Genomic DNA, 16,093 nt, shown 5'->3' with positions numbered 1-16,093 from the left:
AGAAACATGACCCACAACGCTGGACCTTTGCGGAATTTTTGCTATTCGGGCCGCGACCCGAGACACATTCCCGAAGAGGCTCGAAGAGCGATGGCCGAATTTGCGTTGCCCAAAAACAGCAAGATCAACGGCAAGGGCGTGACCCATAAGGCGCCCGAGGGCGCTACCAATGTCCGCAGCTTCAAAGTCTATCGCTACGATCCCGACTCCGGCCAGAATCCGCGCTACGACACGTTCGAGGTTGATCTGGACCAGTGCGGCCCGATGGTTCTCGATGCGCTGCTCAAGATCAAGAATGAATATGATCCGACGCTGACCTTCCGCCGGTCCTGCCGCGAGGGTATTTGCGGTTCCTGCTCGATGAACATGAACGGCAAGAACGGCCTGGCCTGCACCACCGCGATCGATGAATGCGCGGGCAAGCAGGTGCAGATCACTCCGTTGCCGCACATGGATGTCATCAAGGATCTGGTGCCGGACTTCACGCATTTCTACGCGCAATACAACAGCATTAAGCCGTGGCTGCAAACCGTCAGCCCGCCGCCCAGCGGCAAGGAGCGGCTCCAGTCCCCCGCCGACCGCGAAAAGCTCGATGGCCTCTATGAGTGCATCCTGTGCGCCTGCTGCTCGACCAGCTGCCCCAGCTACTGGTGGAACAGCGACAAGTTCCTCGGCCCCGCCATCCTGCTTCAGGCCTATCGCTGGCTGGCCGACAGCCGCGACGAATATACCGGCGAGCGCCTGGACGAGCTGGAAGATCCCTTCCGCCTCTATCGCTGCCACACCATCATGAACTGCGCCAATGTCTGCCCCAAGGGGCTCAGCCCGGCTAAGGCGATCGCCGAAACCAAGAAGATGATGGTCGAACGGCAGCTGTAAGTTGACGAGCGACGGCGTAGGCGGCGGTCAACCGCTAAGCGAAGGCAAATGGGCGGGTTGGGCGGCCTGGTCCGATCCGCACCCCGACACCTTTTTGCAAGCGATCGGGCGGGGTTATATGCGGGCGGACGGGCCAACGCGCGCTCGCGTCGCCCTGGAAACGCGCTCCAGTCACCGCAACCGGCTCGATACGCTGCACGGCGGATTTCTCGCGGCCTTTGCCGATCACGCCTATTTCGGCGCCCTGTGGATCATGGGGCATGAGGCGCAGATCAATGGCGTAACCATTGATCTTAGCATGCAATATCTGGGTTTAGGGAAGGTGGGGCCTGATCTGATCGCCCTAGTGGAGATTTTGCGCGAAACCGACCGTCTCTTCTTCCTGCGACTGCTGATGACGCAAAATGGGGAGGCGATAGCCGCTTCAGCGGCAACTATCCGGAAGGCGCCAAAGCCGCAGTGACGACCATTCTCGCCCGCTATGACGCGCTGGTGAAGTCCGGCGAACTCCGGCCCGATGCCGATCAACGCGCCGCAGCGGAGCGGCTTGGGCGGATGCAACAGGATCTGGAAGCGACCCCGGCCCGCGGGTCGACCTTATGGAAATTGCTGCGCAAGCCGCCCGATCCGCCGCGTGGCCTTTATATGTGGGGCGGCGTCGGACGGGGCAAGTCGATGCTGATGGACCTGTTCTTCGACACGGTGCAGGTCAAACGCAAGAAGCGCGCCCATTTCCACGAGTTCATGCTCGACGTGCATGCCCGTCTCGCCGAAGCGCGCAAGTCGGAAACGGGCGACCCGATCCCGCCGGTGGTCGATTCGCTGGCGGAAGAGGCGCGGCTGCTGTGTTTTGACGAAATGGTCGTCAACAACATGGCGGATGCGGCGATCATGTCGCGCCTTTTCGCCGGACTGCTCGACAAGCGCGTGACCGTCGTCACCACGTCGAACCGTGTGCCAGACGATCTTTACAAGGACGGCCTCAACCGTCAGCTCTTCCTTCCTTTCATCGACCTTATCAAGGCGAAGCTGGATGTGATGAGCCTGAACGGTCCGACCGATTATCGGCGGGACCGGCTGGGCGATGCGCAGCTTTGGCATTGTCCAAACGGGCCGGAGGCGGCCCGAGCCCTCTCCGACGCCTTTTTCCGCCTAACCGATTTCTCGGTGGAAGATCGCGCAAAGGTCCCGGCCGAGGATATCGCCGTTCAGGGCGGCCGGACCCTGCATGTGCCCAAAAGCTTGAAGGGCGTCGCTGTCTTTTCATTCAAGCGATTATGCGCAGAAGCGCGGGGCGCGCCTGATTATCTGGCGATCGCGCGCAAATATCATACGGTGATCATCGTCGGGATTCCGGTGCTCGGGCCGGAAAAGCGGAATGAGGCAGCCCGCTTTGTCACTTTGATCGACTCGCTCTACGAATATAAGGTGAAACTGCTCGCTTCGGCGGACGCGTCACCGGAACGGCTATACCCTACAGGCGACGGCGCTTTCGAATTCGAACGCACCGTATCGCGGCTGCTAGAAATGCAGTCGGACGACTATCTGGCGTTGGGCCACGGTCCCAAATGACCCGCACGGGCCGCCGCAGTCCCAACCTCCACCTGCCGCAGCCCGGCGGAACTCTTCTTCAAATCGCAACTTCATAACCGGAAACAGGCCGGGCGCCCCCGAGGAGGAAGGGCGCCCGGCAGGGTAGCTCTGCAGGGAAGGCTCGCGGCCAGGGTAGGAGCCGACGAGCGACAGGCTGTGCGACTCCAACTAATGCAATTGCGAACTAATTGCAAAGATAATTTCTGATCGGCGGTTATCGCAGGTTGAAACCCCTGCGGGAAGGGCGTAGGCGAGCCAGCAATTCCAGTAATCATGACTTGGAGGATGACAGCTTATGGCCCGTAAAAAGATAGCGCTCATCGGCGCTGGCAATATCGGCGGTACGCTCGCCCATCTGGCGGCGCAGAAGGAACTGGGCGATATCGTCCTCTTCGACATCGCTGAAGGTATTCCCCAGGGCAAGGCGCTTGATCTGTCGCAGTGCGGCCCGGTGCAGGGCTTCGATGCAGCCATCACGGGCACCAATGATTACAAGGATATCGAAGGCGCAGACGTCATCATCGTCACCGCCGGCGTGCCCCGCAAGCCGGGCATGAGCCGCGACGACCTGCTCGGCATCAACCTCAAGGTCATGAAGGCCGTGGGTGAGGGCATCAAGCAATATGCCCCCGACGCGTTCGTCATCTGCATCACCAACCCGCTCGACGCGATGGTGTGGGCGCTGCGCGAATTTTCGGGACTGCCCCATAACAAGGTCGTCGGCATGGCCGGGGTGCTCGACTCGGCGCGCTTCTCGACCTTCCTCGCTTGGGAATTTGGCGTATCGGTCCGCGACGTCACCAGCTTCGTGCTGGGCGGCCATGGCGATACGATGGTCCCCGTGGTCGAATATTCGACCGTCAAGGGCATTCCCGTTCCCGACCTCATCAAGATGGGCAAATCGACCCAGGAGCGTATCGACGCCATCGTCAAGCGCACCGCCAATGGCGGCGGCGAAGTCGTGGGTCTGCTCAAGACCGGTTCGGCCTTCTATGCGCCTGCCGCGTCGGCCATCGCCATGGCGGAAAGCTATCTTGGCGACCAGAAGTGCGTGCTGCCCTGCGCCGCTTATCTTGACGGCCAGTACGGCGTCGATGGCCTCTATGTCGGCGTGCCGGTCAAGATCGGCAAGGATGGCGTCGAGGAAGTGATCGAGATCGAACTCAACGAGCAGGCGAAGGCCGGGCTTCAGGTGTCGATCGACGCGGTCAAGGACCTGCTGACCGCGTGCAAGGGCATCGACAGTACGCTCGCCTGATCGACTGAAATTTTCCAGCCCGCCCCGGTATGTGTGCAGCCGGCGGCGGGCTGCTTTTCATAAACTGCCACGTCACAGACGAAAAGGGACACGCATGTCCATTCTGGTGAACAAGAATACCAAGGTCATCACCCAGGGTATGACCGGCGCGACCGGCACTTTCCACACCGAACAGGCGCTGGCCTATGGCACGCAGATGGTCGCGGGCGTGACCCCTGGCAAGGGCGGCACGACCCATATCGGCCTGCCCATGTTCGACACCGTCGCGGAAGCCAAGTCGAAGACCGGTGCGGACGCCTCCGTCATCTATGTCCCGCCGCCGTTCGCTGCGGACTCGATCCTTGAGGCCGTCGACGCGGAAATCCCGCTGATCGTGTGCATCACCGAAGGCATCCCGGTTCTGGACATGGTGCGCGTCAAGCGCGCGCTGTCGGGTAGCAAGTCGCGCCTCATCGGCCCCAACTGCCCCGGCGTCCTGACGCCCGACGAATGCAAGATCGGCATCATGCCCGGCAGCATCTTCAAGAAGGGCAGCGTCGGCGTCGTGTCGCGCTCGGGCACGCTGACCTATGAAGCCGTGTTCCAGACCTCGAACGCGGGCCTGGGCCAGACCACGGCCGTCGGCATCGGCGGCGACCCGGTCAACGGCACCAACTTCATCGACGTGCTGGAACTGTTCCTAGCCGACGACGCCACCGAATCGATCATCATGATCGGCGAAATCGGCGGCGACGCGGAAGAGCAGGCTGCCCAGTTCCTGATCGACGAGGCCAAGAAGGGCCGCAAGAAGCCGATGGCCGGCTTCATCGCGGGCCGCACCGCGCCTCCGGGCCGCCGCATGGGCCATGCCGGCGCGATCGTGTCGGGCGGCAAGGGCGACGCGGAAAGCAAAATCGCGGCGATGGAAGCGGCGGGCATCAAGGTCGCTGCCAGCCCGTCGGAACTTGGCTCCACGCTGGTCGAGGTCTTGAAGGGGTAAGATTACTCCTACATATGGATGCGGTCGGGCTGCACCCCGACCGCATATTCTCCCGCTTCCGCGACTGCACGCGGCGCAGATGGGATAGACGATGGGATACGAGAACCAGGATTTCGAAATCGAGCGCGGGCCGAGCTGGGCACGCGACAATTGGCCGCTGACGGATACGGACGATCTGACCGGCGCGCTGGACCCCACGCAGATGCAGGTGGCTGTCAAGGCCGCCGCCAAGGCGCAGGGCAAGGCCGTATCGGACGCTGATATCACGGCCGCCGCGGAAGACAGCATCCGTGCGATGATGCTGATCCGGACCTATCGTGTGCGTGGTCATCTGGCTGCCAATCTCGATCCGCTGGGCCTCGTTCATCGCGACCTGCCGGCGGATCTGACGCCGGAATATCACGGTCTCACCGACCTCGACAAGAAAATCTACCTCGGTGGCTCGCTCGGCCTGCAATATGCGACTGTGCGCGAGATCGTCGCCATTCTGCGGCAGAATTACTGCGGCAATGTCGGCCTTGAATATATGCACATCGCCGATGTCGAGGAACGCCGCTTCCTTCAGGACCGGATGGAAGGCAAGGACAAGGAAATCCACTTCACGCCCGAGGGCAAGAAGGCGATCTTGGCCAAGGTCATCCAGGCCGAACAATATGAGAAGTTCCTGGGCCGCAAATATGTCGGCACCAAGCGCTTCGGCCTCGACGGCGGGGAATCGATGATTCCCGCGCTGGAAGCGGTCATCAAATATGGCGGTTCGACCGGCGTGCGCGAAATCGTGTTCGGCATGGCGCATCGCGGCCGCCTCAACGTGCTGGCCAATGTCATGGCCAAGGGCTTCCGCGTCATTTTCCACGAATTTTCGGGCGGCACCGCCAATCCCGAAGATGTCGGCGGCTCGGGCGACGTCAAATATCACCTCGGCACCTCCACCGATCGCGAGTTCGACGGGATCAAGGTGCATATGTCGCTGGTCCCCAACCCTTCACATCTCGAAACTGTCGATCCGGTGGTGCTGGGCAAGGTCCGCGCGCAGCAGACCTTCCGCGACGATCTGGAAAAGCATGAGGCCGTGCTGCCCGTGCTGATCCATGGCGACGCGGCGTTCGCGGGGCAGGGTATCGTCTGGGAATGCCTCGGCTTTTCGGGCATTCGCGGCTATAATACCGGCGGCTGCATCCATTTCGTCGTCAACAATCAGGTCGGCTTCACCACCTCGCCGCAATTCGCGCGGTCCTCGCCCTATCCCAGCGATGTGGCCAAGGGCGTTCAGGCGCCGATCCTGCACGTCAATGGCGACGATCCCGAAGCCGTTACCTTCGCCTGCAAGCTGGCGATCGAATATCGCCAGACCTTCCATCGCGACATCGTGATCGATATGTGGTGCTATCGCCGTTTCGGTCATAATGAAGGCGACGAGCCCTCGTTCACCCAGCCGCAAATGTATGCGAAGATCCGTCAGCATCCGCCGGTCAGCGACGTCTATTCGTCGCGGCTGAAAGCCGAAGGCGTGGTCGATGATGATTTCGTGGCGCAGGCGACCGGCGAATTCGTCAACCATCTCGAAGAAGAGTTTGAGGCGGCCAAGAGCTACAAGGCGAACACCGCCGACTGGTTTGCGGGCCGCTGGTCGGGCCTGCACAAGCCAGCCGACGCCGAAACCGCGCGCCAGACGGTGGAAAGCGGGGTCAGCCAGAAGCTGTTTGACAGCCTCGGCCGCACGCTCACTACCATTCCCGAAGGGCATAATGTCCACAAGACGCTGAAGCGTGTGCTGGATGCCAAGGCGGAGATGTTCAAGTCGGGCGCGAATTTCGACTGGGCGACCGGCGAGGCGCTGGCCTTCGGCTCGCTTCTCTCGGAAGGCTATGGCGTGCGCCTGTCGGGCCAGGATTCGGGTCGCGGCACCTTCAGCCAGCGTCATGCGGTGTGGGTCGATCAGGACAGCGAAAACAAATATATTCCGCTGTCCACCGTCCCCCATGGCCGGTTCGAGGTGCTGGACAGCCCCCTCTCCGAATATGGCGTTCTGGGCTTCGAATATGGCTTCGCACTGGCCGATCCCAAGAGCCTGGTGCTCTGGGAAGCGCAGTTTGGCGATTTCGCCAACGGCGCGCAGATCATCTTCGACCAGTATATCGCGTCGTCGGAAAGCAAATGGCTGCGCGCCAACGGCCTCGTCTGCCTGCTACCGCACGGTTATGAAGGGCAGGGGCCGGAGCATAGTTCGGCGCGTCTGGAACGCTTCCTGCAACTATGCGCGGAAGGCAATATCCAGGTGGCGAACATCACCACCCCGGCGAATTATTTCCACGTCCTGCGCCGGCAGATGCTCCGCAGCTTCCGCAAGCCGCTGATCATCATGACGCCCAAGTCGCTGCTGCGGCACAAGTCGGCGGTCAGCAAGGCGGAGGACTTCCTGGGCGAAACGCACTTCAAGCGCATCCTGTCGGACCCCAATGGCGCGGCGGATCACGACACGAAGCGGCTCGTCCTGTGTTCGGGCAAGGTCTATTATGATCTGGCCGAAGCGCGCGATGCCGCGGGCGATAGCGATACCCAGATCGTGCGGATTGAGCAGATCTATCCCTTCGCCACGGAGGCGCTGGCCAAGCGCATCGCACGGATGACCAATCTCGAGGATGTCGTCTGGTGCCAGGAAGAACCGCGCAACAATGGTGCTTGGTTCTTTGTCGAGCCCTTTGTCGAGGAAGCGCTGGCGATGGCCGGCAAGGCGCCGATGCGCGCGCGTTATGCCGGCCGCAAGGCGTCGGCCTCGCCGGCCACCGGCCTTGCCAAGCGCCATGTTGCCGAACAGGGCGCCCTCGTTGCCGATGCGCTGGGCCACAGCGTTCGTGAAGAAATCCGCCGCCAGAAGAAAGGCTGAGTCAAGCTCATGGCTACCGAAGTCAAAGTCCCCACGCTGGGCGAATCCGTTACCGAAGCAACCGTTGGCCAGTGGCTGAAGAAGCCCGGTGAGGCCGTGAAGGCGGACGAGCCGATCGTCAGTCTGGAAACCGACAAGGTCGCGGTCGATGTGCCTGCGCCCGCCGCCGGCACGATGGGTGACATTGTTGCCAAGGAAGGCGACACGGTCGAGGTGGGCGCGCTTCTCGCCTATGTGAACGAAGGCGCCGCCGCCGCTCCGTCGCCCGCGTCGGCGCCCGCCGCCAAGGCCGAAGCCGCCACCCCCGCGCCGAGTGCGTCGACACCGGCGCCCGCGCCCGCTGCTGCCGATGAGGAAGGCGAGGGCGGCAACCTCACGCTGTCGCCTGCCGTGCGCCGCCTGGTGCTGGAACATGGCCTTGACCCGAGCAAGATCAAGGGTTCGGGCAAGGATGGCCGCCTGACCAAGGATGACGTCATGGCCGCCGTCGATGCCGGAACCGCCAAGGCTGCCTCCACCGGCGCCGAGGCCGCGCCGGCCGAAGCCGCGCCCGCTGCCGGCCCCAGCCGTAAGCAGGAACGCGTCAAGATGACCCGCCTGCGCCAGACGGTCGCCAAGCGCTTGAAGGAAGCGCAGAACAACGCTGCGCTGCTCACCACCTTCAACGATGTCGACATGACCAACGTCATCGAGGCGCGGACGAAGTATAAGGATCTCTTCGAAAAGAAGCATGGCGTGCGCCTCGGCTTCATGGGCTTCTTCACCAAGGCCGTGTGCATGGCGCTCAAGGATATTCCTGGCGTCAACGGTCAGATTGAGGGCGACGAGATCGTCTATAACGACTTTGCCGACATCTCGGTCGCGGTATCCGCGCCCACCGGCCTTGTCGTCCCTGTCATCCGCAATGCCGAAAGCCTGAGCGTTGCGCAGATCGAAAAGACGATCGGCGACTTCGGCAAGAAGGCCAAGGATGGCAAGCTCACCATGGAAGATATGAAGGGCGGCACCTTCACTATCTCTAATGGTGGCGTGTTCGGTTCGCTGATGTCGACGCCGATCATCAACCCGCCCCAGTCGGCGGTGCTGGGCCTCCACCGTATCGAGGACCGCCCGGTCGTTCGCGATGGCCAGGTTGTCGTCCGCCCGATGATGTATCTCGCACTGAGCTACGATCACCGCCTGATCGACGGTCGCGAAGCGGTCACGTTCCTCGTCGCTGTGAAGAATGCGATTGAGGATCCCACCCGCCTGCTGATCGACCTTTAAGGTCGGCCATTGGTCCGTTGGGGCTGCGCCTGTCGACGCCCTGTCCTTTCTGTTTTCAGAAGGACCAAAGAAGAAGTAATGCCCTTCGACAGGTTGGAGCGAGACATGCAACTCGCTCCAAGGGCGAACGGAGATTGGTATGGCAGAGTTCGATTATGACGTTCTGGTGATCGGCGCTGGGCCGGGCGGCTATGTCGCAGCGATCCGCGCAGCGCAGCTCGGCCTCAAGACCGCTTGCGCGGAAAGCCGGGAGACGCTGGGCGGCACCTGTCTCAATGTTGGCTGTATCCCGTCCAAGGCGATGCTGCACGCCTCGGAACTCTATGACGAGGCTGCCAATGGCATGCTGGCCAAGCTGGGCGTCAAGATCGATGCGATGAGTCTGGACCTTGCTACCATGCAGGGCCAGCGCACCGACGCGGTCAAGGGGCTGACCGGCGGCATCGAATTTCTGTTCAAGAAGAACAAGGTCACCTGGCTTAAGGGACTTGCAAGCTTCACAGGCGCGAACAGCGTCGAAGTCGGTGGCGAAAAGGTGACGGCCAAGAATATCGTCATTGCCACCGGGTCTTCGGTCACGCCCTTGCCCGGCGTGACGATCGATAATGCAGGTGGCAAGATTGTCGATTCCACCGGTGCGCTCGAACTGGACAAGGTTCCCGGGCATCTGGTGGTCGTCGGCGGCGGCGTCATCGGTCTTGAGATGGGCAGCGTCTGGCGCCGCCTGGGGGCGAAGGTGACGGTCGTCGAATATCTCGATCAGATCCTGCCTGGCATGGACGGCGAAGTCCGCAAGGAAGCCAACAAGATTTTCAAGAAGCAGGGCTTTGAATACAAGCTTGGCACCAAGGTAACGGGCGCGGAAGTCGTTGGCGATGGGGTCAGGCTCACGGTCGAGCCGGCCGCTGGCGGCGAAGCCGAAACGATCGAGGCCGATGTCGTGCTGGTGTCGATTGGTCGCCGGCCCAACACGGAAGGCCTTGGCCTCGACAAGATCGGGCTGGAAGTCAACCAGCGCGGTCAGATCGAGACGGATCATGACTTCGCGACTAAGGTGCCTGGCGTATGGGCGATCGGCGACGTCGTTCCGGGGCCAATGCTTGCGCACAAGGCGGAGGATGAAGGCATCGCCGTTGCCGAGAATATCGCGGGCATGACCGGCATCGTGAACCATGACCTCATTCCGTCGGTCGTTTACACCAAGCCGGAAATCGCAGGCGTGGGCCTTACCGAAGACGCCGCCAAGGAAAAGGGCGCGGTCAAGGTCGGCAAGTTCCCGATGATGGCCAACAGCCGGGCCAAGACCAATCATGAGCCCGAAGGCTTTGTGAAGATCATCGCCGATGCGGAAACCGATAAGGTTCTGGGCGTCTGGATCATCGCGGTGCCCGCCGGCACGATGATCGCGCAGGCTGTTCAAGCCATGGAATTCGGCGCGTCGAGCGAAGACATCGCCTATACCTGCCATGCGCATCCTACGCATAGTGAAGCGATCAAGGAAGCGGCGATGGCCGTGACCGGCAAGCCCATCCACATGTGATCGGCCGGCATTCCGTCGACCAAGCGAAAAGGCCTCCATTCGGGGGCCTTTTCTATATGGGGATCAGCCTTCGATCCCACCCTTCGCAGTGCAATAATCTGTGAAAGGGTCTGGTCGTTCGGGGGGTAAGTGGTTACATGGGCCGCCACGAATCCCCATGGGGCGCGCCCGCCGTCCCGCAGCAGAAAGTGGCTTTCACATGGACATCCGCCTTGGCCTCACCTTTGACGACGTGCTGTTGCAGCCCGCCGAATCCGATGTGTTGCCGAGCCAGGCCGATACCAGCACGCAGGTCACGCGCGGGATAAAGCTTAACATCCCGATCCTGTCGTCGGCCATGGATACGGTGACGGAAGCCGACATGGCGATCGTCATGGCGCAACTGGGCGGGATTGGCGTGTTGCACCGCAATCTGACGGTCGAGGAACAGGCCGATGCCGTCCGGGCGGTGAAGCGGTTCGAAAGCGGCATGGTCGTCAATCCCATCACCATCCTGCCGACCGCTACGCTCGCCGACGCGCAGATGCTGATGCAGCGGCACAAGATCAGCGGCATTCCGGTGGTCGAGGAATCGGGCAAGCTGGTCGGCATCCTCACCCATCGCGACGTGCGGTTCGCTGAAAATCCCGCTCAGCGGGTTAGTGAATTGATGACGAAGGACAATCTTGCCACCGTCAAGGCGGGCGTCAGCCAGGATGAGGCGCAACGGCTGCTGCACCAGCGCCGGATCGAAAAGCTGCTCGTCGTGGATGAGGCCTATCACTGCGTTGGCCTCATCACCGTCAAGGATATCGAAAAGGCCGTCACCTATCCGCAGGCCACGAAGGACGCGTCGGGCCGCCTGCGCGTCGCTGCCGCCTCCACCGTGGGTGAAACCGGTCTGGAGCGCAGCAAGGCGTTGATCGATGCGGAATGCGACCTCATCGTCATCGACACTGCGCATGGCCATAGCAAGCAAGTGTCGGCCGCGGTCGAAGCGGTCAAGAAACTGTCCAACCATGTTCAGGTGGTCGCCGGCAATGTCGCGACCGCCGAGGCGACCAGGGCGCTGATCGGCGCGGGCGCGGATTGCGTAAAGGTCGGCATCGGCCCGGGTTCCATCTGCACCACCCGCGTCGTTGCCGGCGTCGGTGTCCCACAGCTCACAGCGGTCATGGACTCGGCCGAGGAAGCGGCCAGGCATGGCGTGCCTGTCATCGCGGACGGCGGTTTGCGCACCTCAGGCGATGTCGCCAAGGCGCTGGCAGCCGGCGCTGGCTGCGTCATGGTGGGATCACTGCTGGCGGGCACGGCTGAGGCGCCGGGCGAAACCTTCCTCTATCAGGGCCGCGCCTATAAAAGCTATCGCGGCATGGGCAGCGTCGGCGCGATGGCGCGCGGCAGCGCCGACCGCTATTTCCAGGCGGATATCAAAGACCAGATGAAGCTGGTGCCCGAAGGGATTGAGGGTCAGGTGCCGTTCAAGGGGCCAGCCAAGGATGTCATTCACCAGCTCGTTGGCGGCGTGAAGGCGGCGATGGGCTATACCGGCAGCCGCACGATCAAGGATTTGCAGGAGCGCGCCCGCTTCGTGCAGATCACCAATGCGGGACTGTCGGAAAGCCATGTCCATGACGTCACCATTACGCGCGAAGCGCCCAACTATCCGACGCGTTGATTGTCCTTCCATTCCCCTCCCTTCCAAGGGAGGGGCAGGGGGTGGGGCACGAGCAAAGTGAGCATCTCCCGACCCTTTTTGCGCACGGATAAGGTGGAGTAACGCATGACACCCTCCGCCCGCATCCAGGCTGCGATCGAGCTGCTGGACGCCATCATCGCTGCTGCGCGCGATGGCGGTCCTGCCGCCGACACTCTCATCGCCCGCTATTTCAAGGAACGGCGCTATGCCGGGTCGCGCGATCGCCGGGCCGTGCGCGATCATGTCTATGATGCGATCCGCCGCGCGGCGGAGCGTCCGGACACGGGCCGGGTGGCAATGATCGGTCTGACGCAGGACCAGCCGGCGCTCGCCGCCTTGTTCGATGGGTCGCCTCACGCGCCGCTGCCGATCGAGCCGGGCGAGGCGGGGGCGCTGGCCTGCGCTGTTCCCGGCTGGCTCCGGCCATTGCTCGCTGCGCCGGTCGAGCAAGATGCGCTGCTGGGCCGCGCCCCGGTCGACCTGCGCGTCAATCGCCTCAGGGCCACACCGGCGCAGGTCGCGCCCCTGCTGCCGGACGCCACAGCCATTTCCGGCCTTCCCGACGCACTGCGTCTGCCCGAAGGCTGGCCGGTGGAGCAGCATCCGGCGTGGCAGGACGGCCTTGTCGAAGTGCAGGATGCCGGCAGCCAGTGGATCGCGGCCGCCTGCGTCGCGCAGCCCGGCATGACGGTCGTTGACCTGTGCGCCGGGGCGGGTGGCAAGACGCTGGCGCTGGCCGCGGCGATGGCGGGGCAGGGCAGGCTGATCGCGGCCGACACCATCCGGTCGCGTCTGGCGCGACTGGAACCCCGCGCTGAACGCGCTGGCGCGACCTTCATCGACACGCTGCTGCTGGACCAGAGCCATGAGGCGCGGGGACTTGCACACTTGCAGGAACAGGCGGACGTGGTGCTGGTGGACGCGCCCTGTTCAGGAACCGGCACCTGGCGGCGCAATCCTGAGGCGCGCTGGCGGCTGACCCCTGCGCGCTTGGACCGACTGGTCGCCGAACAGGCGCGCATCCTTGATTTCGCAGCGCCGTTGGTGCGGCCCGGCGGCCTGCTGGTCTACGCCACCTGCGCGCTCGTCGATCGGGAGGGGCGTGATCAGGTTGCGGCGTTCCTTGATCGCCATGAGGGCTGGATCGCCGAACCGATCGATCTGCCGGTCGGGCGCGCGCATGGCGGCGGGCTGCTGCTGACGCCGGGGCATGATGGCAGCGACGGCTTCTACTTCGCACGGCTGCGGCGTCAGGCGTAAATCATCCCATGGACAAAGCCGTGCAAGTTCGCGACACTTGGACCTTGGACCCGAGCCTGCAATCATCGCCTGAAACATGGCTGGAGAAGATAATGCGTTTCACCCCCGCCTCGATCGCGCTTGCCGCCCTGCTGACGACTGTGTCCAGCGTCGGCTTCAGCCAACGGCCGGACAGTCAGATCAGCCCCCAGTCGGTCGAATGGCAAAAGGCCGGCGAGGCTGCGTGGAAAGCGGGTAATCTGGAGGGCGCGACCGACGCGCTGGAAAGCGCGCTGGCGGTCGATCCGCGAAATCGCGCCGCCTATGTGGCGCTCGCTGAAGTCGCGCGGGCGCAGGGGCTTCAGGGCAAGGCGATCCGCCTTTATAAGGAAGCCTTGCTGCTGGACCCGACTGATGTCGTTGCGTTGGCGGGGCAGGGCGAAGCGATGATGGAAAAGGGCGCGGTCGCCCGCGCCAAGGAGGTGCTGGCGCAGGCGCAAAAGCTCTGCAAGACCGATTGCGCCCCCGTAGGGGACTTGGCCGCCGCCATCCAGAAGGGACCGCCCGCCGTCGCCATGACCAGCAAGGACGCGGTGCCCTCGCCTGAGGCCAAGGCCACCGAACAGCCCTGATAAAGCGGGTCAGACCGTCACGATTTCCGGCAGGATCGCATCCAGCAGCAACATGCCGGCCGGCGTGACCTGAATATGGCTTTCCTGCCGGTCCATCAGTCCGATTTCCATCAGTCGCGCGACCGCCCGGTCATCGACCAGCTGCGAAATCGTAATGCCCGATTCTGACGCGATGCGGCGAAGGTCGACGCCTTCGCGCAGCCGCAGTCCCATCAGCAGCGCCTCGCGCGCGCGATCCTCGTCCGCCAGCGGCTCTTCGCCCTGCGCGCCATGACCGTTGCGCGCGACTGCATTCATCCAGTTTTCCGGCTTTTTGTGGCGGACCGTCGCTTGGCCTGTGCGTCGCCCATGTGCCCCCGGTCCGATGCCGGCATAATCCCCGTAGCGCCAGTAGGTAAGGTTGTGTCGGCTTTCCTGACCCGGTCGGGCGTGATTGCTGATCTCATAGGCAGGAATGCCCGCTGCAACCGTCATGGATTGCGTCAATTCATAGAGAGTCGCGCCATGATCTGGATCGGCAGGCGTCAGCTTGCCCTGCGCCACCAGCGTCGCAAAGCGCGTGCCTGGCTCGATCGTCAGCTGATAGAGCGAGAGATGCCCTGTGCCAAAGCCCAGCGCGCGCGCCAGTTCGGCCTCCCAGTCCGCCTCGCTCTGTCCCGGTCGCGCATAGATCAGGTCGAAACTCACGCGGTCGAACACGCGTTGCGCCGTTGCCAGCGCCGCCAGCCCTTCGTCGACATCATGCGCGCGCCCCAGGAAATGCAGCGCATCATTGTCGAGCGCCTGCAAACCCAGAGATACCCGGTTAACGCCCGCCGCGGCCAGATCGGCAAAGCGCGCCGCCTCCACGGAATTGGGATTGGCCTCCAGCGTGATCTCACTGTCGGGCGCAAGGCCCCATTGGCGATCCGCCGCAGCGATCAGGTCGGCGACCAGTGCGGGCGGCATCAGCGATGGTGTGCCGCCGCCAAAGAAAATCGACGTCAGCGGCCGCCCGCCGGTCAGCGCCGCCTCATGCGCCATGTCCGCAAGCAGTGCGCCGCGCCAGGCATCGACATCAATGCCTTCGCGCACATGGCTGTTAAAGTCGCAATAGGGGCATTTGGACACGCAGAAGGGCCAATGGATATAGAGAGCCAAGGGCTCGGTCGTCGGGGAAGCGACAGGGGGAAGAAATATGGTGTCCGGCATTGCCGCCGCCCTTAGCTGGGAATGCCCGTCAGGGCCAGCAGGGGCCGGCACCCATTCGGTCTATCCTGGCTTTGCCACCATCGACCTGCCGATCGAACCTTACTGGCGGGGTGCGCATTGATCGCCACAAAGGAGAATCTCTCATGGTCCGATCCGCGATGCGTCCGTCCCAAATCATTCTGACCGCGATGGCGATCACCTTGGCGGGATGCAGCGCACCCGGCGATCCGCAGGCGGGAGGGGCCGATAACGCTGCATCCGGCGCTGTTGGCGCGGGAACTGTGTCGGCGGGCGGCGGCGCGCCAGCGCCTGACGCCTCGCTCGATCCGGAATCGGCTAACGCTGCTTCGTCGCCTATCACTACGGCTGCATCGTCGGATCGCACGCCCTTATCCTGTGCGGCAGACATCGGTACGGCGGCGGCAGAGCGATTGGCAAAGACCTGCCGCAATGTGTCGCCCGCTACCCGGCCGCCATGCAACGTCGCCAATAGTTGCGCCATCATGCAGGATGAAATCGCGCGCAGTTGCGCGCTGTTTGACGGAAAGGGAGAGCCGATGGCCGGCTGCGGTCCTGATCCAAAAGGCATGGAAGCGGCCGCCAATGTCGTCAAACGCTATTATGCCGCACTGAACGCCCGCGATTATGATACCGCCTGGCGACAATGGGGCAATGACGGTCCCCCGAACCAGTCGCTGGATCGTTTTCGGGCAGGCTTTGCCGACACCCGATCGACACAGGTGACGATCGGCCGCCTGACGCCTGGAGATGCAGGCGCAGGCTCGGTCTATCAAACCATTCCCGTGAAGGTGGATGCCGTCCTGGCGGATGGCTCTCATCAGCGCTTCGCCGGCAGCTATGTTGTGCGCCGGGTCAATGATATCGACGGCTCCACCGCCGATCAGCGACGCTGGCATATCGATTCTGCGCGCCTCAAAGCCGCGCAATGAC

General features: G+C 63.1%; 14 protein-coding genes. 13 read left to right on the top strand and 1 reads right to left on the bottom strand.

Annotated features, from left to right (window positions below):
- Positions 1–90: 90 nt before the first annotated feature.
- From LL253_RS00595 to LL253_RS00545, 11 genes are all read left to right on the top strand, one after another.
- Positions 91–879: a succinate dehydrogenase iron-sulfur subunit gene (locus tag LL253_RS00595; RefSeq protein WP_009822296.1), complete on the top strand. Its 789-nt coding sequence runs from the start codon at positions 91–93 to the stop codon at positions 877–879.
- Between the two features lies 1 nt (position 880).
- The gene (locus LL253_RS00590) at positions 881–1,342 is read left to right on the top strand and encodes a PaaI family thioesterase (RefSeq protein WP_228225831.1); all 462 of its coding nucleotides are present in this window, start codon (positions 881–883) and stop codon (positions 1,340–1,342) included.
- Positions 1,339–2,451: a cell division protein ZapE gene (gene zapE / locus LL253_RS00585; RefSeq protein ID WP_228225830.1), complete on the top strand. Its 1,113-nt coding sequence runs from the start codon at positions 1,339–1,341 to the stop codon at positions 2,449–2,451. The genes LL253_RS00590 and zapE overlap by 4 nt, the downstream gene beginning before the upstream one ends.
- A gap of 316 nt (positions 2,452–2,767) precedes the next feature.
- Complete coding sequence (gene mdh, locus LL253_RS00580) at positions 2,768–3,730, top strand: malate dehydrogenase (RefSeq protein ID WP_228225829.1); 963 nt, start codon at positions 2,768–2,770, stop codon at positions 3,728–3,730.
- 94 nt (positions 3,731–3,824) lie between these two features.
- A complete protein-coding gene (sucD, locus tag LL253_RS00575; protein ID WP_228225828.1) occupies positions 3,825–4,709 on the top strand; it encodes a succinate--CoA ligase subunit alpha in 885 nt (294 codons plus the stop codon).
- 91 nt (positions 4,710–4,800) lie between these two features.
- Positions 4,801–7,596 (top strand): 2-oxoglutarate dehydrogenase E1 component, encoded by a 2,796-nt coding sequence (locus tag LL253_RS00570; RefSeq protein WP_228225827.1) that lies wholly within the window; start codon positions 4,801–4,803, stop codon positions 7,594–7,596.
- Positions 7,597–7,605: 9 nt separating this feature from the next.
- Positions 7,606–8,862 (top strand): 2-oxoglutarate dehydrogenase complex dihydrolipoyllysine-residue succinyltransferase, encoded by a 1,257-nt coding sequence (gene odhB / locus LL253_RS00565; protein WP_228225826.1) that lies wholly within the window; start codon positions 7,606–7,608, stop codon positions 8,860–8,862.
- 139 nt (positions 8,863–9,001) lie between these two features.
- On the top strand, positions 9,002–10,402 hold the full coding sequence (gene lpdA, locus LL253_RS00560) for a dihydrolipoyl dehydrogenase (protein ID WP_228225825.1): 1,401 nt from the start codon (positions 9,002–9,004) through the stop codon (positions 10,400–10,402).
- A 199-nt stretch (positions 10,403–10,601) separates the two neighbouring features.
- Entirely contained in the window at positions 10,602–12,059 is a 1,458-nt protein-coding gene (gene guaB, locus LL253_RS00555; protein ID WP_228225824.1) for an IMP dehydrogenase, read from the top strand.
- A gap of 105 nt (positions 12,060–12,164) precedes the next feature.
- A complete protein-coding gene (locus LL253_RS00550; protein ID WP_228225823.1) occupies positions 12,165–13,340 on the top strand; it encodes an RsmB/NOP family class I SAM-dependent RNA methyltransferase in 1,176 nt (391 codons plus the stop codon).
- A 92-nt stretch (positions 13,341–13,432) separates the two neighbouring features.
- Positions 13,433–13,951, top strand: coding sequence for a tetratricopeptide repeat protein (locus tag LL253_RS00545; RefSeq protein ID WP_228225822.1), 519 nt, complete (start codon positions 13,433–13,435; stop codon positions 13,949–13,951).
- A gap of 9 nt (positions 13,952–13,960) precedes the next feature.
- Here the strand turns inward: LL253_RS00545 and hemW are convergent, their stop codons facing one another.
- Entirely contained in the window at positions 13,961–15,142 is a 1,182-nt protein-coding gene (gene hemW / locus LL253_RS00540) for a radical SAM family heme chaperone HemW (protein ID WP_228225821.1), read from the bottom strand.
- Between hemW and LL253_RS19730 the strand changes: the two genes are divergently transcribed.
- Both LL253_RS19730 and LL253_RS00535 read left to right on the top strand, forming a co-directional pair.
- Complete coding sequence (locus LL253_RS19730) at positions 15,129–15,263, top strand: hypothetical protein (protein WP_266100841.1); 135 nt, start codon at positions 15,129–15,131, stop codon at positions 15,261–15,263. The two genes, hemW and LL253_RS19730, sit on opposite strands and share 14 nt — an antisense overlap.
- A gap of 22 nt (positions 15,264–15,285) precedes the next feature.
- Positions 15,286–16,092 (top strand): hypothetical protein, encoded by an 807-nt coding sequence (locus tag LL253_RS00535; RefSeq protein WP_228225820.1) that lies wholly within the window; start codon positions 15,286–15,288, stop codon positions 16,090–16,092.
- Position 16,093 lies beyond the last annotated feature (1 nt).

Source organism: Sphingobium soli (genome assembly GCF_020782245.1).
In the GTDB taxonomy this organism is placed as follows: domain Bacteria; phylum Pseudomonadota; class Alphaproteobacteria; order Sphingomonadales; family Sphingomonadaceae; genus Sphingobium; species Sphingobium soli.
The sequence above is the reverse complement of the archived record's forward strand: the minus strand, read 5'-3'. Positions and strand labels throughout refer to the sequence as shown.

What these genes read in the sequence shown, in the direction of transcription:
- LL253_RS00595 (WP_009822296.1), top strand. Translation starts at nt 91, where the DNA reads ATGGCCGAATTTGCGTTGCCCAAAAACAGCAAGATCAACGGCAAGGGC.
- mdh (WP_228225829.1), top strand. Translation starts at nt 2,768, where the DNA reads ATGGCCCGTAAAAAGATAGCGCTCATCGGCGCTGGCAATATCGGCGGT.
- sucD (WP_228225828.1), top strand. Translation starts at nt 3,825, where the DNA reads ATGTCCATTCTGGTGAACAAGAATACCAAGGTCATCACCCAGGGTATG.
- LL253_RS00570 (WP_228225827.1), top strand. Translation starts at nt 4,801, where the DNA reads ATGGGATACGAGAACCAGGATTTCGAAATCGAGCGCGGGCCGAGCTGG.
- odhB (WP_228225826.1), top strand. Translation starts at nt 7,606, where the DNA reads ATGGCTACCGAAGTCAAAGTCCCCACGCTGGGCGAATCCGTTACCGAA.
- lpdA (WP_228225825.1), top strand. Translation starts at nt 9,002, where the DNA reads ATGGCAGAGTTCGATTATGACGTTCTGGTGATCGGCGCTGGGCCGGGC.
- guaB (WP_228225824.1), top strand. Translation starts at nt 10,602, where the DNA reads ATGGACATCCGCCTTGGCCTCACCTTTGACGACGTGCTGTTGCAGCCC.
- LL253_RS00550 (WP_228225823.1), top strand. Translation starts at nt 12,165, where the DNA reads ATGACACCCTCCGCCCGCATCCAGGCTGCGATCGAGCTGCTGGACGCC.
- LL253_RS00545 (WP_228225822.1), top strand. Translation starts at nt 13,433, where the DNA reads ATGCGTTTCACCCCCGCCTCGATCGCGCTTGCCGCCCTGCTGACGACT.
- LL253_RS19730 (WP_266100841.1), top strand. Translation starts at nt 15,129, where the DNA reads ATGGTGTCCGGCATTGCCGCCGCCCTTAGCTGGGAATGCCCGTCAGGG.
- hemW (WP_228225821.1), bottom strand. Translation starts at nt 15,142, where the DNA reads ATGCCGGACACCATATTTCTTCCCCCTGTCGCTTCCCCGACGACCGAG.
- LL253_RS00535 (WP_228225820.1), top strand. Translation starts at nt 15,286, where the DNA reads ATGGTCCGATCCGCGATGCGTCCGTCCCAAATCATTCTGACCGCGATG.